This is a genomic window from Rhodoluna sp., assembly GCF_044232805.1.
In the GTDB taxonomy this organism is placed as follows: Bacteria; Actinomycetota; Actinomycetes; order Actinomycetales; family Microbacteriaceae; genus Rhodoluna.
In genome coordinates, this window is record NZ_JBIILG010000009.1 from 26023 (window position 1) to 41333 (window position 15311).

The window sequence follows — 15311 nt, forward strand, 5'->3', positions numbered from 1 at the left end:
TCCCCCGAAAGGCGCCAATGACTACTCAACCCCCAGTGGTAGTGCCTTCACTCGCTGATTTTGAGACCGCGCTTGCTAATGTCAGGCAAGTCGCAATTGAAACCCCCACTCTCCACTCAAAGTTTCTTTCTGACCTAGTCGGTCAGCAGGTATTTCTAAAGTGTGAAAACCTTCAGCGAACCGGCGCATATAAAGTGCGTGGTGCATTCAACAGGATGAGTCACCTGACCGCAGTCGAAAAGAAAAAAGGAGTTATTGCAGCCTCCGCGGGAAACCACTCGCAGGGAGTTGCTCTGGCTGCAAAAAAACTTGGAATAAAAGCCACCGTTTACATGCCTATTGGGGCATCGCTTCCTAAGGTTGAGGCAACAAGAAACTACGGAGCGCGAGTTGTTCAGCAGGGCGGCACTTTTGCTGAGTGCCTCAAGGCTGCACAAGAGGAAGCTAAAAACACCGGAGCTATCTTCATTCCACCCTTTGATCACATCGACGTTGTTCTGGGGCAGGGAACAGTTGGGTTAGAAATTCTCCAGCAACATCCAGATGTTTCAACAATTGTGGTGGCAATCGGCGGCGGCGGCCTAGCTGCTGGCGTTGCGGTTGCGGCCAAGCTCGCGGCGGCGGCTCAGGGCAGAAAAATCAAAGTTATCGGTGTGCAGTCAGAGCACTCTGCCGCTTACCCAGCATCTCTTCGGGCTGGCAAGGTCACTGAAATTCAAACCACCCCAACCATTGCCGATGGCATTGCCGTTTCCAAGCCAGGGCGGGTTCCTTTTGAACTCATCAAAAAGTACGTGGACAAAGTGGTAACGGTTTCCGAAAACGATATCGCTAAGGCCATTCTGGTTTTGCTTGAAAGAGCCAAGCAGGTTGTAGAGCCAGCCGGAGCCGTTGCTGTAGCTGCTCTAATGAGCGGCAAAGCCAAGGCCAAAGGCAAAACGGTGGCTATTTTGTCAGGTGGAAACATGGATCCACTCTTGCTTCAAAGAGTCATTCGCCACGGCCTATCAACCTCTGATCGTTACACTAACTTCTCCGTGATGCTTCCAGACCGTCCGGGTCAACTTGCTCTAACCGCAGAAGTGATCGCTGGAGCACACGCCAACGTAATTGAGGTTTTGCACACTCGCCACGGAAATGGTCTTCAGATCAGCGAAGTTGAATTGAATCTGTCTGTTGAGACAAGTGGTCATAACCATCGCATGGAAGTTGTAAAGGCTCTGGAAAAAGCAGGGTTGCGGCCAAAGCTTCAGCCATCTCGAGAAGACTAGCTATTAGTTACATCCAGAATCTTGACCTGGATAGTCTTTCCGTTCGGCAAGTGAACATCTAACTGCTCACCAATTTTCTTACCCATGATCGCACTTCCAATAGGAGAATCTGGGCTGTAAACCTCAATATCTTCGTCGCTAATCTCGGCACTTCCTAGAAGGAACTTCTTTTCGGAGCCATTTAGCTCAACGGAGATTACAAGTCCCTGCTGGACGATACCGGCTGCCTTTGGTGCTTCCCCAACCTGAGCGGTTGCGAGTATTTCTTCCAAGCGGTTGATTCGAGATTCAATCTTGCCCTGCTCTTCTTTGGCGGCGTGGTAACCGCCATTTTCTTTCAGGTCACCTTCCTCGCGCGCCTCTTGAATTCTTTTAGCAATGTCGCCGCGAGCGATAGTTAGCAGGTACTCGAGCTCATCGGCAAGGCGATCGTAGGCTTCCTGGGTCAGCCAGCTGGCATCGTTAGTTTCAGACATAATCTCTCTAGCCTAATTCAGCGGCAGCTTTGAACCAAGCCCGAGACGCCCAGTTCTGTGGTGCGAATGGTGCTTGAAATAACGGTTGAACGACTACTCGAAGCCGCCACATCCACGGTCAAGAACCCAACAATTGCAAAGGACTGATTCAAGACCGTCAAATCACAGCTAACTGCCTGGCCGGGATTTCTGGAGACCTCAAAGGTCACATTGGTCGAGTACTCATCAATCACTTCGTAAGCGATATCTCTGTGAGTGACCTGATTGGAATTATCGATGGCTACAAACACTGCCCAGGTAAGAAAAGAAGTGAGCGCAACTACTGCTATTGAGATAGCGAGAATACGATCGCGACTTCGTAACCGATCTCTACCGTAGCGCTGCTGGACAATGTTTTTACTCACTAAGCAAGGTTAACTGAAGTTTGTGGTTCATACTTAAGGGTATGAATCAATTAGTAGTTTGGTTAGCCACCGAGGCCCCCAGTGACGTTGTTATTGATGACACCTGGTACAGCCCAGGGGTAGTGGGGTTTTTAGCCACCTTTGGAGTGGCAGCTGCCGCAATCTTTATCATCTTTGACATGACCCGAAGGGTGCGCAGAGTTCGCTATCGCGCAGAGATTGTTCAGAAGTTAGATCTTGAGGAACAGGGTGTAAACCCGCCAAGCTCAAACTAGTTAGGCGAACGAGCCCGGAACTGGGTTCAGGCAGATAATCAAAACCGCACTCCAGTGACATAAAAATGCCAACACGGTGAAGCTGTGAAAGATCTCATGGAAGCCAAAGTGACCTGGAACTGGGTTGGGTCTTTTTAGAGCGTAGAACACCGCTCCCAGCGTGTACATCAAACCACCGGCAAGAATTAGAACCATCATCGCCAAATTAACGTTTATAAAATCTGGCAGGTAAACAACCGCAGCCCAACCCATAACGATGTAAATGATCACATACAACCACCTCGGAGCTCCGAGCCAGAAAACCCTAAAGCCAATACCCAATAGAGCCGTTACCCAAATAGCGACCATCAACCACAGGCCCTTTTCTTGCGGCAATGCGAGCAGCGTAATGGGAGTGTAGCTTCCTGCGATCAGCAAGAAGATATTTGCGTGATCAAATCTTTTGAGGGCCTTTTTGGCTTTGGGTTTCCAGTTGAAGCGGTGGTAAATAGCACTGGTTCCAAATAAAAGAATTGAGCTAGCAAAGAAAATTGCCGCGCCAATTTTTGCCGTTAGCCCATCTGCCAACACAACAAGCACCACACCACCAGCAACGGCTATCGGCAAAACACCAGTGTGGATCCAGCCACGCCAAGATGGCTTTTGGTCCTCTTCGTTATTGGTTATTTCAGACAGCGGAAGGTGCATGGGTTCTGTTGGGCTTTGCTTTTCGACCATGGTTCAACAATAGATGGGTTTTGAAGCGGTAGCCTTGGAATGTGCGAAATCCCGTTTATAGCATTTATGAAGCTCGCCTCGAGCGCCAGCTTGATAAAGAAAACATTCCTAAACACATCGCGGTCATGCTCGATGGCAACAGACGATGGGCTGATAAGAATAACGGCTCAAAAGCGAAATCGGGACACGTTGCCGGAGCCCAGAAGATTTTTGATTTTCTCTCCTGGTGCGACGAGCTTAATGTTCCGGTCATAACTCTTTACCTTCTTTCTACCGAAAATCTCAAGCAACGAAGCCAGCAGGAGCTGCAGGACCTTTTTGTAATTCTCGAAGATTTAGCCAAGGAAATGGTCAGCAGGGGAAATTGGAAAATCCGGGTCATGGGAGATCGCAATGCACTTTCCAAAGAGTTCCTTGAGTCCCTCGAGAAATCGGAGGCGGAAAGCGCCAACACTGATGGCGCAACCGTGAATCTGGCGATTGGCTATGGAGGCCGTCAGGAGATTACCGACGCCATGAGATCTATAGTTCAATCCTCGATTGCTTCGGGCGATGACTTATCTAAGCTTTCAGACTCTCTAACGCCTGAGTTGATTGCCTCCCACCTCTATACCTCGGATCAACCAGATCCAGACCTAATTATTAGAACTTCGGGGGAGCAGCGCCTAAGTGGTTTCTTGCTATGGCAATCAAGTAATTCCGAGCTGTATTTTGAGGAAGCACTCTGGCCAGACTTTCGAAAAGTTGACTTCCTTAGGGCTATTCGTGCCTTCACCAGAAGGCATCGCCGCTTCGGCGCCTAAGCCGATCAGTTTTGCCTGGGGATAAGTTTTCACCCAAGCCTCGGTTTCAAAATACCCTGCTTTGGTGTTCGAAAATCTTGCCTCGTTATTTTCAGCACTCGGTCTTGGCTACCTGGCTCTAACTGCTTGGCCGCTAGCCAAGACCGATATTTTGGAGCTCCGCCTGCCAAACAAATACGTCTTGCCGGCATTCCCAATCACGTGGCTTGGGCAAATAGCTGCTGGAATTGCAAACGGTATCTGGTGGAACATGCTCTTTGCGAATCTGGCTATGCTCATAACCTTTTTGGTTGCTTTGGGGATCAATCGTTTAGGTTTACTTGGAATGGGGGATGTCAAACTCATGTCCGCTCTGGCATTGGCTCTTGGTTGGTACTCGCCAATACTTCCAGTTCTTGCCCTACTAATTAGCTTCTTTATGGCTGGGATTGTTGCAATTCTGCTTTTTGCACTGGGAAAGATAAAGCTCGGCGGATCTATGCCGCTGGGCCCCTATTTGATCGCTGGTTTTTTTGGAGCGATTACTGTGGGGGCTTGGTCATAGAAAGAACATCCAGTGCTTTGTCTAAATCAGCTTCGCTGATTTCCCCTCGTTCAACAAAACCTAGGTCAATAACAGCCTCGCGAATTGTGATCGACTTTTCTACGGAGTGCTTAGCAATCTTGGCGGCCGCTTCGTAGCCAATGACTTTGTTTAGAGGAGTTACGATTGCCGGGCTTGATTCAGCCAAGGCAAGTGCCCGATCCTTGTTTGCTTCTAGGCCCTCAATTGTTTTGTCAGCGAGCACTCTAGAAGCGTTTGCTAAGAGTCTGATTGATTCAAGCAGGGAGTTTCCCATCACAGGAATTGCCACATTTAGCTCGAAGTTTCCGCTGGCTCCAGCCCAGGCTACGGTCTGATCGTTTCCAATGACCCTGGCACAAACCATCAAAACTGCTTCTGGAATAACGGGGTTAACCTTTCCTGGCATGATCGACGAACCTGGTTGCAGATCGGGGATGGCAAGCTCTCCCAAACCAGCGTTTGGACCAGAACCCATCCAGCGCAAGTCATTGTTAATCTTGGTGAGGCTAATGGCCAAAACTCTAAGAGCACCAGAGGCTTCGACTAGTGCATCTCTAGCCCCCTGAGCTTCAAAGTGATTCCTAGCTTCGGTAATCGGAAGTGAAGTGGCCTTAGCCAAGAGTTTGATTACTTCTTGTGGGAAACCTTTTGGGGTGTTGATTCCAGTTCCAACAGCTGTTCCACCGAGAGGAACCTCAGCAACGCGAGCTATGGTTCCCTGAATTCTTTCGATGCCATATCTAATTTGAGCGGCGTAACCGCCAAACTCTTGACCCAAAGTTACTGGGGTTGCGTCCATGAGGTGTGTGCGACCAGCCTTGACAACCTGAGACCAGCTCTTAGCTTTTGCCTCCAATTTGCCAGCTAGGTAATCAAGCGCCGGCAATAGGTCCGTAACTATTGCGGAGGTAACGGCTAGGTGCACCGAAGTTGGAAAGACGTCGTTAGAAGATTGTGAAGCGTTCACATGATCGTTTGGATGCACTGGCTTACCCAGCTGCTTCGAAGCTAGGGTAGCGAGGACCTCATTCATGTTCATGTTTGAGCTGGTACCGGATCCGGTTTGGTAAATGTCTACTGGAAACTCACCCTCGTGTTTTCCGGCGATAACTTCATCTGCGCTTTTGGCAATGGCATCTGCAATGCTCTGGTCTAAGACACCAAGTTTGGCATTAGCCAAAGCCGCCGCTTTTTTTATTTGCGCAAGAGCTACGATGTGAGCAATTTCTAGAGTCGAGCCCGAGATGGGGAAGTTCTCAACCGCTCGTTGGGTCTGGGCAGAATACAGGGCATCCTTAGGAACTTTAACCTCACCCATGGTGTCGTGTTCAATTCGAAATTCCATTGCCGTCCCGCCTAAAACTGATACTTGATAATCGGTGTGATGTTTACTCAGTAATTTCTTACTGTCACATTCCCTAATTTACTCTCTTTGGGCGATAACTGGGAGCTAGTTCGTTTCAATCAGCAAAGAAAGCTGAGTTGCAAAGTCTTCTAACTGCTGTTTTGGCGCCACGCCGTAAACCAAGACCGCATGGTTTTGGTACTCCAGAAGCATCAGAAAGTCCTTTGACTTGGCCTGAGTGTTGGTCTTGGTGGTTTCATAAATTGTCCATGACTGATCACCAAGAGTAATCTCTCCGGTTGGTTTGTTTGCTTCGAGCTGTATTTGAATCCAAGTTTGATTGACATCAAAGCCTTGGGTCATGGCGATGAATTCACTTTTTGGCCCAACGAATCCTGCATACCAAGTGGCCACGCCATCTTGTGCTACAGACCTGTAGCGTGCGGCATTGGAATACCAGTCGACTGGCAAAGTGGGAACTAACAATGATCCTGGCGCTTCGCTAGCTGCCTGCGATGCGACCTCTTGATAGTCAACCGCCTGCACCCTGTTGGAGTCATCGCGTGGCACAGCAAGAATTAGAACCAGCATCACACCAATGGTTGCCCCAAGAGACAAAAGCAGGTTGATTAGCGTCTGGCGCGCACGACGCTTGGCCGCGGCATCGCTCACTCGGCTCCAGTTTTCTTAGCCTTAGAAACTTTCTCCAACTGGTCTCGTGCTCCAGAGAGCCACTTCTCGCATCGATTGGCAAGGGCTTCACCACGTTCCCAGAGCTGCATGGACTTTTCCAGCGTGACTGAACCGGTTTCCAGTTCAGCAACTACCTTAACCAGTTCGTCACGAGCCTGCTCGTAGCTCATCGCTTCGATGTCTTTATTGGTTTCACTCATTATGTCTCTAGCCTACTTTCAATCTGCCGTGACTCCGAGATCGCCCCCGGCGAGGGTAACCTTCAGCTTTTCACCCTTGGAAACCTTCTTGGGGTCGGTAACCAATCCATCCTTGAGGTTTCGAACAACCGCATAACCTCGGTCAAGGGTTAGTTTGGGGGACAGCGCTCTAACTTGACCGCGGAGCCCTGCAATTTGCAGCTGCTCTTTATCTAGAAAGTTCTTAGTTTGCGACTTCAAAGTTGTTAGCAATTGAGTGATGTTCAATGATCGCTCATCAACAATTGTGAATGGATTGGCAAATACTGGTCTTGTTCTAATCCCTAGGATCAGCTCAAGTTGGTTCTGAACATATCCAACAACTCTTAGCGCAATTCTTTCGAGCGCAATTGAAATCTTCTTACGTTCATCAACAACATCCGGAACAACATTTTTTGCAGCGTCGGTTGGAGTGGAAGCTCGGAAGTCAGCAACTTCATCAGTTAGCGGACGGTCGTTTTCATGTCCGATGGCGCTAACAATAGGTGTCTTACAGTTCGCTACTGCCCTTACAACTTGCTCGTCAGAGAACACCAGTAAATCTTGGAATGACCCTCCACCTCGAGTAAGGATGATTACATCCACTTCACTGTCAGCGTCAAGGGCTTGGATTGCCTTGATAATCTCAGCCGCGGCTTTATCTCCTTGAACAGGAGTGTGTTGAATCTTGAATCTAACTTCTGGCCAGCGAAGCTTGGCGTTTTGCAATACGTCTTTCTCGGCGTCACTGTTAGCTCCCGTGATCAAGCCAATCAAGTTTGGAAGAAAAGGCAGTGGCTGTTTTCTTTCAGCTAGAGTAAGGCCCTCTTTGATTAGCTGTTGACGTAAACGTTCGATTCGCTCAAGTAATTCACCTAGGCCGACTTTTCTAATTGCTAGAACATCCATGCTGGTCTTACCGGAGCGTTCCCAGAAGTCCGGGTGCACCAGGGCAACCACTCGGTCTCCAGCGGCCAGCTCTGAGACTGCGTTCAGAACATCTGGTCTTCGGGAATGAATCGAAAAGCCCTTGTCGGCTACTAAGTCTCGAAGCTCTCCGAAGAAAACGTCTTTTTTGGGGCTAATTTGAGAGATTTGGCCCTCAACCCAGACATTGCCAAGCTTTGTTATCCAGTCCTTTAAAGAGCTGGTGAAATTGGATACGCTCCAGGGGGTTAGTTCGCTGGACACCCTTGATTCAGAGGATTGCTGCTGTTGGTCCTCTGACATGACTGTTCCTTCAAGTGGCTAAGTTATCTCTCGTAAGATTGAGATGTGACCCAAATAAATATTACCCCTTCAAAGCGCGTGCTTTTAGCCGCGCCAAGGGGTTACTGCGCCGGAGTGGACAGAGCCGTTATTGCCGTCGAAAAGGCTTTAGATCACTACGGAGCCCCAGTCTATGTTCGCAAGGAAATCGTGCACAACAAGCACGTGGTTACAGGTCTTGAAAAGCGTGGAGCCATTTTCGTGGACGAGGTTGACGAAGTTCCAGAGGGCTCGACTCTTGTTTTCTCCGCTCATGGAGTTTCACCGGCTGTTGTAAAAGCCTCTGAGGCTCGTGGACTAAACACAATTGACGCAACGTGTCCGCTGGTTACAAAAGTTCACCGCGAGGTTCAAAGATTTGCTGCCGAGGAATACGACATTTTATTGATCGGTCACGAAGGTCACGAAGAAGTAGAGGGCACCGCTGGCGAAGCCCCAGATCACGTCCAGCTCGTCGATGGCAAAGAGGGAATTGAAAACGCCACGGTTAAGGACCCTAAGAAAGTTATATGGCTTTCCCAAACAACTCTGTCAGTAGACGAAACCATGGAAACCGTTTTGAAACTTCGAGAGAAGTTTCCAACACTCCAGAATCCACCAAGTGATGACATCTGCTACGCAACTCAGAACCGCCAAGTTGCGATCAAGAAAGTTGGCTCAGAATCTGATCTTGTCTTGGTTATTGGATCCGCTAACTCATCCAACACAGTTCGCCTGGTAGAAGTTGCCCTCGAGGCCGGCGCCAAGGCTGCTTACCGAATTGATTACGCGAGTGAAATCAAGGAAGAGTGGTTCGAAGGTGTTGAGACCGTAGGAGTATCTTCTGGAGCCTCTGCGCCCGAGGAACTTGTGGATGAAGTGCTTGAGTATCTTGAGAAGCGTCAATTTGGTGCACCAATTGAGATCACAACCGCAGAAGAAGATGTTCAGTTCTCGTTACCAAAGGAACTGCGTAAAGACCTAAAGCAAGCCGGTCAGGACACTAGCAACAAGGCCAAGCGCTCCTAAGAGCCAAATTCGGTTTCTTTGTATGGGTGACCAGTGTGGTCGTAGGTTGTCCAAGTGCCGATTTGCTTTCCAGAGTCGAAGCTTCCAGAACGCATCAGTGTTCCGTCTTTTCTAAAAAACTCCCAGTAGCCGTGCATCTTTGACTCTTTGAACTTCCCCTTATATCTGGGGTTGCCGTTTTCATAGAAAGGTGAAAGCTCCGGCACTATGCAGTCGGTGACTTTCCAGCAGAACCCAACTGGTTAGCGGCTTGAACTACTCTGGCTGCCATTGAAGCCTCTCCTAGCTTCCCCCACGCTCTTGGGTCGTAAGCCTTCTTATTTCCTACTTCGCCGTCCAGCTTTAGAACGCCGTCGTAGTTTGCAAACATGTGCCCAGCAACTGCGCGAGTAAAAGCGTACTGAGTGTCGGTATCGATGTTCATTTTGATAACACCAAAGCTAACCGCGTCTGCGATTTCTTTGTCAGTGGATCCAGAACCGCCGTGGAACACAAGATCAAAAGGCAAATCCTTAGAGTACTTTTTACCAACTGCTTTTTGAATTTCATCTAGCAGCTCTGGCTTGAGCTTTACACTTCCAGGCTTATAGCTACCGTGAACGTTTCCAAAGGTAAGAGCGGTTAGGTATCTTCCGTTTTCTCCAAGACCCAGTGCTTCGACCGTGGCCATACCGTCTTCTACTGTTGTGAAAAGGTCTTTTCCAGATCCGCCTTCGACACCGTCTTCTTCGCCGCCTACAACGCCAACTTCAATTTCTAGAATGGATCCGACCGCAGTGGTCTTTGCCAGTAGCTCTTTGGCGATTTCTAAGTTCTCTTTTAGTGGAACCGCTGAACCATCCCACATATGTGAATTAAATAGTGGATCAAGACCACTTTTTACTCGCTCTGCAGAAACCTCAAGTAGTGGGCGCACAAATCCATCAAGATGTCCCTTGGGGCAGTGATCGGTGTGCAGTGCAACGGTGATTCCGTAACCCTTAGCTGCTTCACGAATAAAGGCGGCCATCGCCTGAGCACCAATTGCCATGGACTTCACGGTCGAACCGGAGAAGTATTCGGCTCCACCTGTGGAGACCTGCAATATTCCATCAGAGCCGCATTCTTGTAGACCTTGCAAAGCAGCAATGGCGGTAGCCGAAGATGAAACGTTGATAGCCGGGTAAGCAAACTTCTGGGACTTAGCCCGATCCAGCATCGCTAGATAGGCATCGGGGGTTGCTACTGGCATGGCTTAGTTCTCCTTGTGAATTGCTGGCTCTTTGAGCGGTGCTGCCAGGTCTACATCCTCAGTCAAGAACACCTCAGGAAGATTGTCAATGTGATCGAGCCCGCTGGTTGGCTGGGAAACCTTTACAGCTCCCCACTGGACCGCAGCCATGGCGCCCACTGGGACGTTGAATTCCACCCCAAAATCCTTCTCGCCCTCGGCGATTGGGTTATTGGTTATTGCTGCCAGGAATCCAGCGAGGGTCGCATCTCCAGCACCGACGGTGTTAATGACTTTTACCGGTGCAGTCCGGGTGGCCCATGCGCGCGATTTGGTAACGGCCAACATGCCATCGGATCCCAAAGATGCCAACACGCACTCAACACCGTGAGAGCAAAGCTCTCTTGCGGCTTCAATTACGTCACCGTTTGTTAGCAGGTCTCTACCAACAGCAGAGGCAAGCTCTTCAGTGTTTGGCTTTAGAATCGCAGCTTCTCCCTGACGAACCCAATATGCCAGCGGCTCACCGCTGGTATCCAAAACAACTCGAACGCCAAGTTTTTCCATTCGTTCAAAAATCGGATGCAGGTCAACAAAAGTTCCAGTTGATTCATCAATCGGCAGAGCTCCAGCGATAACCAGCCACTTAGCTTCGTTTTCAATAACGGTTTTCTCAGTTAGTTCAATGACTTGCTGCCATTCATTTGAGCTCAGCGGCTTTGGCGCCTCATTGATTTTGGTTGTGGTGCCACCGCGCTCGAGAATTGTTGTTGAAACGCGAATGGTGCCATCAATCCACAGCGGCACCAGAAAATTCTTAGATCCGGTTCGCTCCAGAATTCCTTTTTCAGCGTTTCCAATCGGAACAACCGCAGGGGCTGGAATACCGGCTAGGTGAAGAGCTCTTGCAACGTTGATACCTTTACCGGCGAGTTCTTCTCCAACGGAGTCTGCTCGGTTCACCGCACCGCTTACTAGATCAGTAACCGCGTATGTTCTATCCAAAGTTGGCGCGGGTGTCAGCGTGACGATGGGGGACTTTGTTGCCATTCCAGACATGCAGGTTCTCCTTGCGGATTCAATTAGTGGAGCCAGCTAAGAAGCTGTCCAACAGGGATTTTGGAGCTGCAAACGCCTTTGTGAGCTTGATTTCGAGTATAGCCAAAGCAGACAAAGAGGCTCTTAAGTCACAAATCCCCTAGGAAATCAGTCCTTCTGGAGCTCGTTAGCGGTAATTGAAGTGGCCCCAGCCTCGATGGGGGTGGGGGTGGGAATCTCCTCAGTTCCGAGCTGGTTCTCGTCAAGATCGTTGAGTTTTCTAGCGGTCACCAGAACCCTGGTCTCCAGCGAGGATACGAATACGTTGTAGTCCTTGACGGTGTTGGTAATCGAGCGGCCTAGCTTGTCTGCATGCTCGGCAATTTTGCCAACTCGCTCATAGAGCTCTTTTCCAAGTCGAATCATGTTTCTAACCGAACTCTCATCGGCATTTTGCCGCCAGATGTAGTTGATGGTTTTTAGTACCGAGAACAAGCTAACCGGTGAAGCTAGCGCAACATTTTTCTTGAAGGCGTATTCCAACAGCGCTGGATCTGCGTCTAGGGCAGCAGATAGCAAAGACTCGGAGGGAACGAAAGCAATTACGAAATCTGGACTGGCGTTTAGTCCGGTCCAATATTCTTTACTTGATAAATCATCAATGTGAAGCTTCATGGCCTTAACATGAGCGTTGATTAAATCCTGTCGCTTCTTGGCATCTTCGCCCTCAGCGTGCTCTGAAATTGCAGAGGCTTCTTGATAGGAATTAAATGGCACCTTGGAATCAATCGCCAATGACTTGCCGCCTGGAAGATTGATAATCAGGTCGGCTCTTCCTGAACCACTTTGGGTAGAAAAAGTTGCCTGCTCGCTAAAGTCAGCGTGTTTGATAAGCCCTGCCAGCTCAACCAGTTTTCGAAGTTGAGTTTCTCCCCAAACGCCGCGAATCGAATTCGATGACAAAGCTTGTGATAGCGCCATCGTGGTCTTGCGAAGTTGCTCGTCAGAATTAACTGCATTTTTGAGCTGCTCTTGAATTGTTCCAAACTGCTCAGTTCGTTCTTTCTCGAGTGAGGCTACCGATAGCTGCATTTGTTCCAAGCGATCTTTTACTGGAGCCAACTCTTTGATGAGGCGGTTTTCTTCGCGATCTCGCTCATCTCTGGCTACTCGTTCGCGATTGGCGGTTTCCAGCTGGGCTTTGAGGCCCGAAACGGTTGCCTCAGCCGAGGCAAGCTTGATAGCTAGTGATCCATCGCCAGTTGATCCTTTTGATCGAAGCATGGCAATAAGCACGCCAATTACTAGCCCCACGGCCAAACCAATACCCAAATAAATTAGTTCCATGCTTAGAACTATGCCATTAGCTGGGGACAATCCAGCCCACTAGAGAGTTCCTAGCCGAACCTTGGTCACAGCCAGTAGCTCCAGGAGATCCTGCACACCGTGTCTTTGGGTAGCGTGAATGACAATTCGGGCACATGAGTCACTATCGGCTAGCGCGTTATGGTGCTCGAATTCCTCATGACCTATGGCATAGGCAACTGCGTTTAGCCTGTAGCTATCCAGGTTGTAAGTCTTTCGGGCAATCTTTAGCGAGCAGCCATAGCGAAGCTTTGGAAGCTCTTGATTGACAGCTTTGGCACTAGCTGCCAAAACCCCCATGTCAAATGAGGCGTTATGGGCAACCAGAAGATCTTCATCGATGAAATCCAGCATCAGGTTCATCACTTCCGAGTATGTGGGAGCGTCCTGAACCATCGCGGCGGTAATGCCATGGACTCTGATGTTTGCCTCACTAAACCAATCGTGGGGTACAGGAGGTCGAAACAATAGCTCTAGAGTTTCTGCCGGTTTAGAGTCACGAACCCGAACAAGACCAACAGCACATGGACTCGCGGGAGAGCCATTAGCTGTTTCGAAGTCGATTGCTGTGAAATCAAGGGGCATAGAAGTAGTCTGCCAGTTGCGAACCACAGGTAGAGTGGTATCCCGTGGCTCTAACAATTGGAATCGTGGGACTACCCAATGTGGGCAAGTCGACTCTTTTCAACGCACTCACCAAAAACAACGTGCTTGCAGCTAACTACCCATTTGCCACAATTGAGCCAAACGTGGGAGTGGTAAACCTTCCAGACGAGAGACTTACCAAGCTTGCAGAGATTTTTGGTAGCGAAAAGATTCTTTCTGCTCCAGTGTCTTTTGTCGATATCGCAGGAATTGTAAAGGGCGCCTCTGTGGGTGAAGGGCTCGGAAACCAATTTCTTGCCAACATCCGCGAAGCAGATGCCATCGCCCAGGTTGTAAGAGGCTTCTCTGACGCAGATGTAATCCACGTCGACGGCAAGGTGGAGCCTTCAAGTGATATTGAAACCATCAATACCGAATTGATGTTGGCGGACTTGCAGACTCTAGAAAAGGCAAGACCAAGAATTGAAAAGGAAATCAAAGGCAAAAAAGCCGAGCCTGAAGCTTTGGAGGCAATCGATCAGGCGCTCGCGGAATTGAACGCTGGCAACCCGCTTTCCAAGACCAAGGTAGACCTGTCGCCAATCAAGGAACTGGGCCTACTAACCGCCAAGCCAACTATTTACGTATTCAATGTTGATGAGACGGTTCTCACGGATGCCTCCAAGAAGAAGGCAATGGCAGATCTTGTCGCACCGGCAGAGGCTGTGTTTCTAGACGCCAAAGTAGAGTCCGAGCTAATTGATTTGGAGAAATCAGAGGCAGCTGAGCTGCTTGCTTCTTTGGGCCAAGACGAGTCCGGACTTGATCAGCTAGCGCGCATTGGATTTAGAACCCTTGGACTTCAGACCTACCTAACCGCAGGACCAAAAGAAGCCAGGGCCTGGACTATCAAGCAGGGCTGGAGTGCACCGCAGGCAGCAGGCGTAATCCACACTGACTTTCAAAAAGGATTTATCAAGGCAGAAATTGTCTCTTTCGATGACCTGGTCGCTAACGGATCTATGGCAGAAGCCAAAGCCAAAGGCAAGGTCCGCATGGAGGGCAAGGAATACATCATGCAAGACGGTGATGTGGTGGAGTTTAGATTTAACGTCTAATGAAAACTCCACTTTATTTCGTCGAACGTGAATACCCCGTATCGCTAGCAACTCTTTGGCAGGCTTGGGTGCAAGCCGATCAGCTGCAGCAGTGGTACAGCCCACAAGTTCTAGAAATCGTTCCTGACTCCGCAACAAGCGAAGCTGTAGTTGGCGGAACATGGGCTATCGCATTAGATGTATCCGTGAATGGGTTCAACGCTTACTTTTGGGGTAAGTACACAGAAGTGAAATTCCAAGAAAAACTTGTCCACACCATGTTTTATTCGCAAGATGAACTTGAGTTCAATTTACGAGTCGATGACCAACCGCACCACGTCATCGAGATTGATTTTGACGACAGAGGCGATAAGTCTTGGGTTAGGTTTTCTCAATTCGGCCAAATGGACGCTGAACAGGTAGAGGCCTCAAAAGATGGAATGGAAAGTTACTTGGATAATCTCGAGATTCACTTAGCTCGCTAAGCAGAACAAAAAACTACTATATGACGTATTCGTCGGACACCCAGTGTCCCGAGATAGCTTCTTTCTTGCTTAGAACCCTGCCGGTTTCTCCAACCACTGTTGAACCTGCCGGGACATTCTTGGTCACAACCGTATTGGCTCCGATGTAACAGTTGTCACCGATTGTTATGCGGCCAATAACTTTGGCTCCCGCACCGATAACAACGTGCGAGCCAATGATTGGGTGACGATCAACAGCTGAGTTCTCTTTACCGCCTAGGGTAACCCCGTGGTAAATCAGAACATCGTCACCAATAATCGAGGTTTCTCCAATTACGATTCCCATTCCGTGATCAATCACGAATCTACGGCCAATAGTTGCTCCTGGGTGGATCTCAATTCCGGTTAGAAACTTGGCCCAGTTGGAGAACATTCTTGCTGGGATTCGAAGCTTTAGTTTCCAGATCTTGTTTGCCACGCGATGCATCCAAATAGCGTGCAAACCAGG

General features: G+C 49.3%; 20 protein-coding genes. 7 read left to right on the plus strand and 13 right to left on the minus strand.

The genetic code is table 11. The annotated features are described in order from the left end of the window. Positions 1–17 precede the first annotated feature (17 nt). The gene (gene ilvA / locus AC9UES_RS02640) at positions 18–1271 is read left to right on the plus strand and encodes a threonine ammonia-lyase (protein WP_509526552.1); all 1254 of its coding nucleotides are present in this window, start codon (positions 18–20) and stop codon (positions 1269–1271) included. Here ilvA and greA read toward each other — a convergent pair. Beyond that, positions 1268–1747 carry a transcription elongation factor GreA gene (gene greA, locus AC9UES_RS02645; RefSeq protein ID WP_509526555.1) on the minus strand — a complete coding sequence of 160 codons (480 nt, stop codon included), beginning with the start codon at positions 1745–1747 and terminating at the stop codon, positions 1268–1270. The genes ilvA and greA overlap by 4 nt on opposite strands. Before the next feature lie 17 nt (positions 1748–1764). Beyond that, on the minus strand, positions 1765–2151 hold the full coding sequence (locus AC9UES_RS02650; protein ID WP_509526558.1) for a DUF4307 domain-containing protein: 387 nt from the start codon (positions 2149–2151) through the stop codon (positions 1765–1767). A 41-nt stretch (positions 2152–2192) separates the two neighbouring features. Between AC9UES_RS02650 and AC9UES_RS02655 the strand changes: the two genes are divergently transcribed. Continuing rightward, positions 2193–2426, plus strand: a complete 234-nt coding sequence (locus AC9UES_RS02655) for a hypothetical protein (RefSeq protein ID WP_509526561.1) — start codon at positions 2193–2195, stop codon at positions 2424–2426. On the opposite strand, the gene trhA is transcribed toward AC9UES_RS02655, so the two are convergent. After that, positions 2427–3113, minus strand: a complete 687-nt coding sequence (gene trhA, locus AC9UES_RS02660; RefSeq protein ID WP_509526602.1) for a PAQR family membrane homeostasis protein TrhA — start codon at positions 3111–3113, stop codon at positions 2427–2429. A 71-nt stretch (positions 3114–3184) separates the two neighbouring features. On the opposite strand from trhA, the gene uppS reads away from it, so the two are divergent. Both uppS and AC9UES_RS02670 read left to right on the plus strand, forming a co-directional pair. Continuing rightward, on the plus strand, positions 3185–3946 hold the full coding sequence (gene uppS / locus AC9UES_RS02665; RefSeq protein WP_509526564.1) for a polyprenyl diphosphate synthase: 762 nt from the start codon (positions 3185–3187) through the stop codon (positions 3944–3946). A gap of 64 nt (positions 3947–4010) precedes the next feature. Then, positions 4011–4490 carry a prepilin peptidase gene (locus AC9UES_RS02670; RefSeq protein WP_509526567.1) on the plus strand — a complete coding sequence of 160 codons (480 nt, stop codon included), beginning with the start codon at positions 4011–4013 and terminating at the stop codon, positions 4488–4490. Here AC9UES_RS02670 and AC9UES_RS02675 read toward each other — a convergent pair. The 4 genes from AC9UES_RS02675 to xseA form a co-directional block, all read right to left on the minus strand. After that, positions 4468–5856 (minus strand): class II fumarate hydratase, encoded by a 1389-nt coding sequence (locus AC9UES_RS02675; protein WP_509526570.1) that lies wholly within the window; start codon positions 5854–5856, stop codon positions 4468–4470. The two genes, AC9UES_RS02670 and AC9UES_RS02675, sit on opposite strands and share 23 nt — an antisense overlap. 105 nt (positions 5857–5961) lie before the next feature. Continuing rightward, positions 5962–6528 carry a DUF4245 domain-containing protein gene (locus tag AC9UES_RS02680; protein WP_509526573.1) on the minus strand — a complete coding sequence of 189 codons (567 nt, stop codon included), beginning with the start codon at positions 6526–6528 and terminating at the stop codon, positions 5962–5964. Further along, a complete protein-coding gene (locus AC9UES_RS02685; RefSeq protein WP_509524701.1) occupies positions 6525–6749 on the minus strand; it encodes an exodeoxyribonuclease VII small subunit in 225 nt (74 codons plus the stop codon). Before AC9UES_RS02685 ends, AC9UES_RS02680 begins: the two co-directional genes overlap by 4 nt. An 18-nt stretch (positions 6750–6767) precedes the next feature. After that, positions 6768–7997, minus strand: coding sequence for an exodeoxyribonuclease VII large subunit (gene xseA, locus AC9UES_RS02690; protein WP_509526576.1), 1230 nt, complete (start codon positions 7995–7997; stop codon positions 6768–6770). A 45-nt stretch (positions 7998–8042) separates the two neighbouring features. Here xseA and AC9UES_RS02695 point away from each other — a divergent pair, with 45 nt between their 5' ends. Continuing rightward, positions 8043–9044, plus strand: coding sequence for a 4-hydroxy-3-methylbut-2-enyl diphosphate reductase (locus AC9UES_RS02695; RefSeq protein WP_509526578.1), 1002 nt, complete (start codon positions 8043–8045; stop codon positions 9042–9044). Here AC9UES_RS02695 and AC9UES_RS02700 read toward each other — a convergent pair. The 5 genes from AC9UES_RS02700 to AC9UES_RS02720 form a co-directional block, all read right to left on the minus strand. Then, positions 9041–9250, minus strand: coding sequence for a toxin-antitoxin system YwqK family antitoxin (locus tag AC9UES_RS02700; protein WP_509526580.1), 210 nt, complete (start codon positions 9248–9250; stop codon positions 9041–9043). The genes AC9UES_RS02695 and AC9UES_RS02700 overlap by 4 nt on opposite strands. Next, entirely contained in the window at positions 9250–10275 is a 1026-nt protein-coding gene (fbaA, locus tag AC9UES_RS02705; RefSeq protein WP_509526583.1) for a class II fructose-bisphosphate aldolase, read from the minus strand. The genes AC9UES_RS02700 and fbaA overlap by 1 nt, the downstream gene beginning before the upstream one ends. A 3-nt stretch (positions 10276–10278) precedes the next feature. Further along, positions 10279–11313 carry a 1-phosphofructokinase family hexose kinase gene (locus AC9UES_RS02710; protein WP_509526585.1) on the minus strand — a complete coding sequence of 345 codons (1035 nt, stop codon included), beginning with the start codon at positions 11311–11313 and terminating at the stop codon, positions 10279–10281. Positions 11314–11460: 147 nt separating this feature from the next. Then, complete coding sequence (locus AC9UES_RS02715) at positions 11461–12639, minus strand: DNA recombination protein RmuC (RefSeq protein WP_509526588.1); 1179 nt, start codon at positions 12637–12639, stop codon at positions 11461–11463. 39 nt (positions 12640–12678) lie between these two features. Continuing rightward, the gene (locus tag AC9UES_RS02720; protein ID WP_509526591.1) at positions 12679–13242 is read right to left on the minus strand and encodes a 3'-5' exonuclease; all 564 of its coding nucleotides are present in this window, start codon (positions 13240–13242) and stop codon (positions 12679–12681) included. Between the two features lie 44 nt (positions 13243–13286). Here AC9UES_RS02720 and ychF point away from each other — a divergent pair, with 44 nt between their 5' ends. After that, positions 13287–14360 (plus strand): redox-regulated ATPase YchF, encoded by a 1074-nt coding sequence (ychF, locus tag AC9UES_RS02725; RefSeq protein ID WP_509526594.1) that lies wholly within the window; start codon positions 13287–13289, stop codon positions 14358–14360. Next, positions 14360–14824 (plus strand): SRPBCC family protein, encoded by a 465-nt coding sequence (locus AC9UES_RS02730; protein ID WP_509526596.1) that lies wholly within the window; start codon positions 14360–14362, stop codon positions 14822–14824. Before ychF ends, AC9UES_RS02730 begins: the two co-directional genes overlap by 1 nt. Positions 14825–14840: 16 nt before the next feature. On the opposite strand, the gene epsC is transcribed toward AC9UES_RS02730, so the two are convergent. Further along, positions 14841–15311: serine O-acetyltransferase EpsC (epsC, locus tag AC9UES_RS02735; RefSeq protein WP_509526597.1), on the minus strand; the 471-nt coding region annotated here is incomplete at its 5' end.

Bases quoted from the DNA above. Each gene is read 5' to 3' on its own strand.
- ilvA (WP_509526552.1), top strand. From the start codon at position 18: ATGACTACTCAACCCCCAGTGGTAGTGCCTTCACTCGCTGATTTTGAG.
- greA (WP_509526555.1), bottom strand. From the start codon at position 1,747: ATGTCTGAAACTAACGATGCCAGCTGGCTGACCCAGGAAGCCTACGAT.
- AC9UES_RS02655 (WP_509526561.1), top strand. From the start codon at position 2,193: ATGAATCAATTAGTAGTTTGGTTAGCCACCGAGGCCCCCAGTGACGTT.
- trhA (WP_509526602.1), bottom strand. From the start codon at position 3,113: ATGCACCTTCCGCTGTCTGAAATAACCAATAACGAAGAGGACCAAAAG.
- AC9UES_RS02675 (WP_509526570.1), bottom strand. From the start codon at position 5,856: ATGGAATTTCGAATTGAACACGACACCATGGGTGAGGTTAAAGTTCCT.
- AC9UES_RS02685 (WP_509524701.1), bottom strand. From the start codon at position 6,749: ATGAGTGAAACCAATAAAGACATCGAAGCGATGAGCTACGAGCAGGCT.
- xseA (WP_509526576.1), bottom strand. From the start codon at position 7,997: ATGTCAGAGGACCAACAGCAGCAATCCTCTGAATCAAGGGTGTCCAGC.
- fbaA (WP_509526583.1), bottom strand. From the start codon at position 10,275: ATGCCAGTAGCAACCCCCGATGCCTATCTAGCGATGCTGGATCGGGCT.
- AC9UES_RS02710 (WP_509526585.1), bottom strand. From the start codon at position 11,313: ATGTCTGGAATGGCAACAAAGTCCCCCATCGTCACGCTGACACCCGCG.
- AC9UES_RS02715 (WP_509526588.1), bottom strand. From the start codon at position 12,639: ATGGAACTAATTTATTTGGGTATTGGTTTGGCCGTGGGGCTAGTAATT.
- AC9UES_RS02720 (WP_509526591.1), bottom strand. From the start codon at position 13,242: ATGCCCCTTGATTTCACAGCAATCGACTTCGAAACAGCTAATGGCTCT.
- AC9UES_RS02730 (WP_509526596.1), top strand. From the start codon at position 14,360: ATGAAAACTCCACTTTATTTCGTCGAACGTGAATACCCCGTATCGCTA.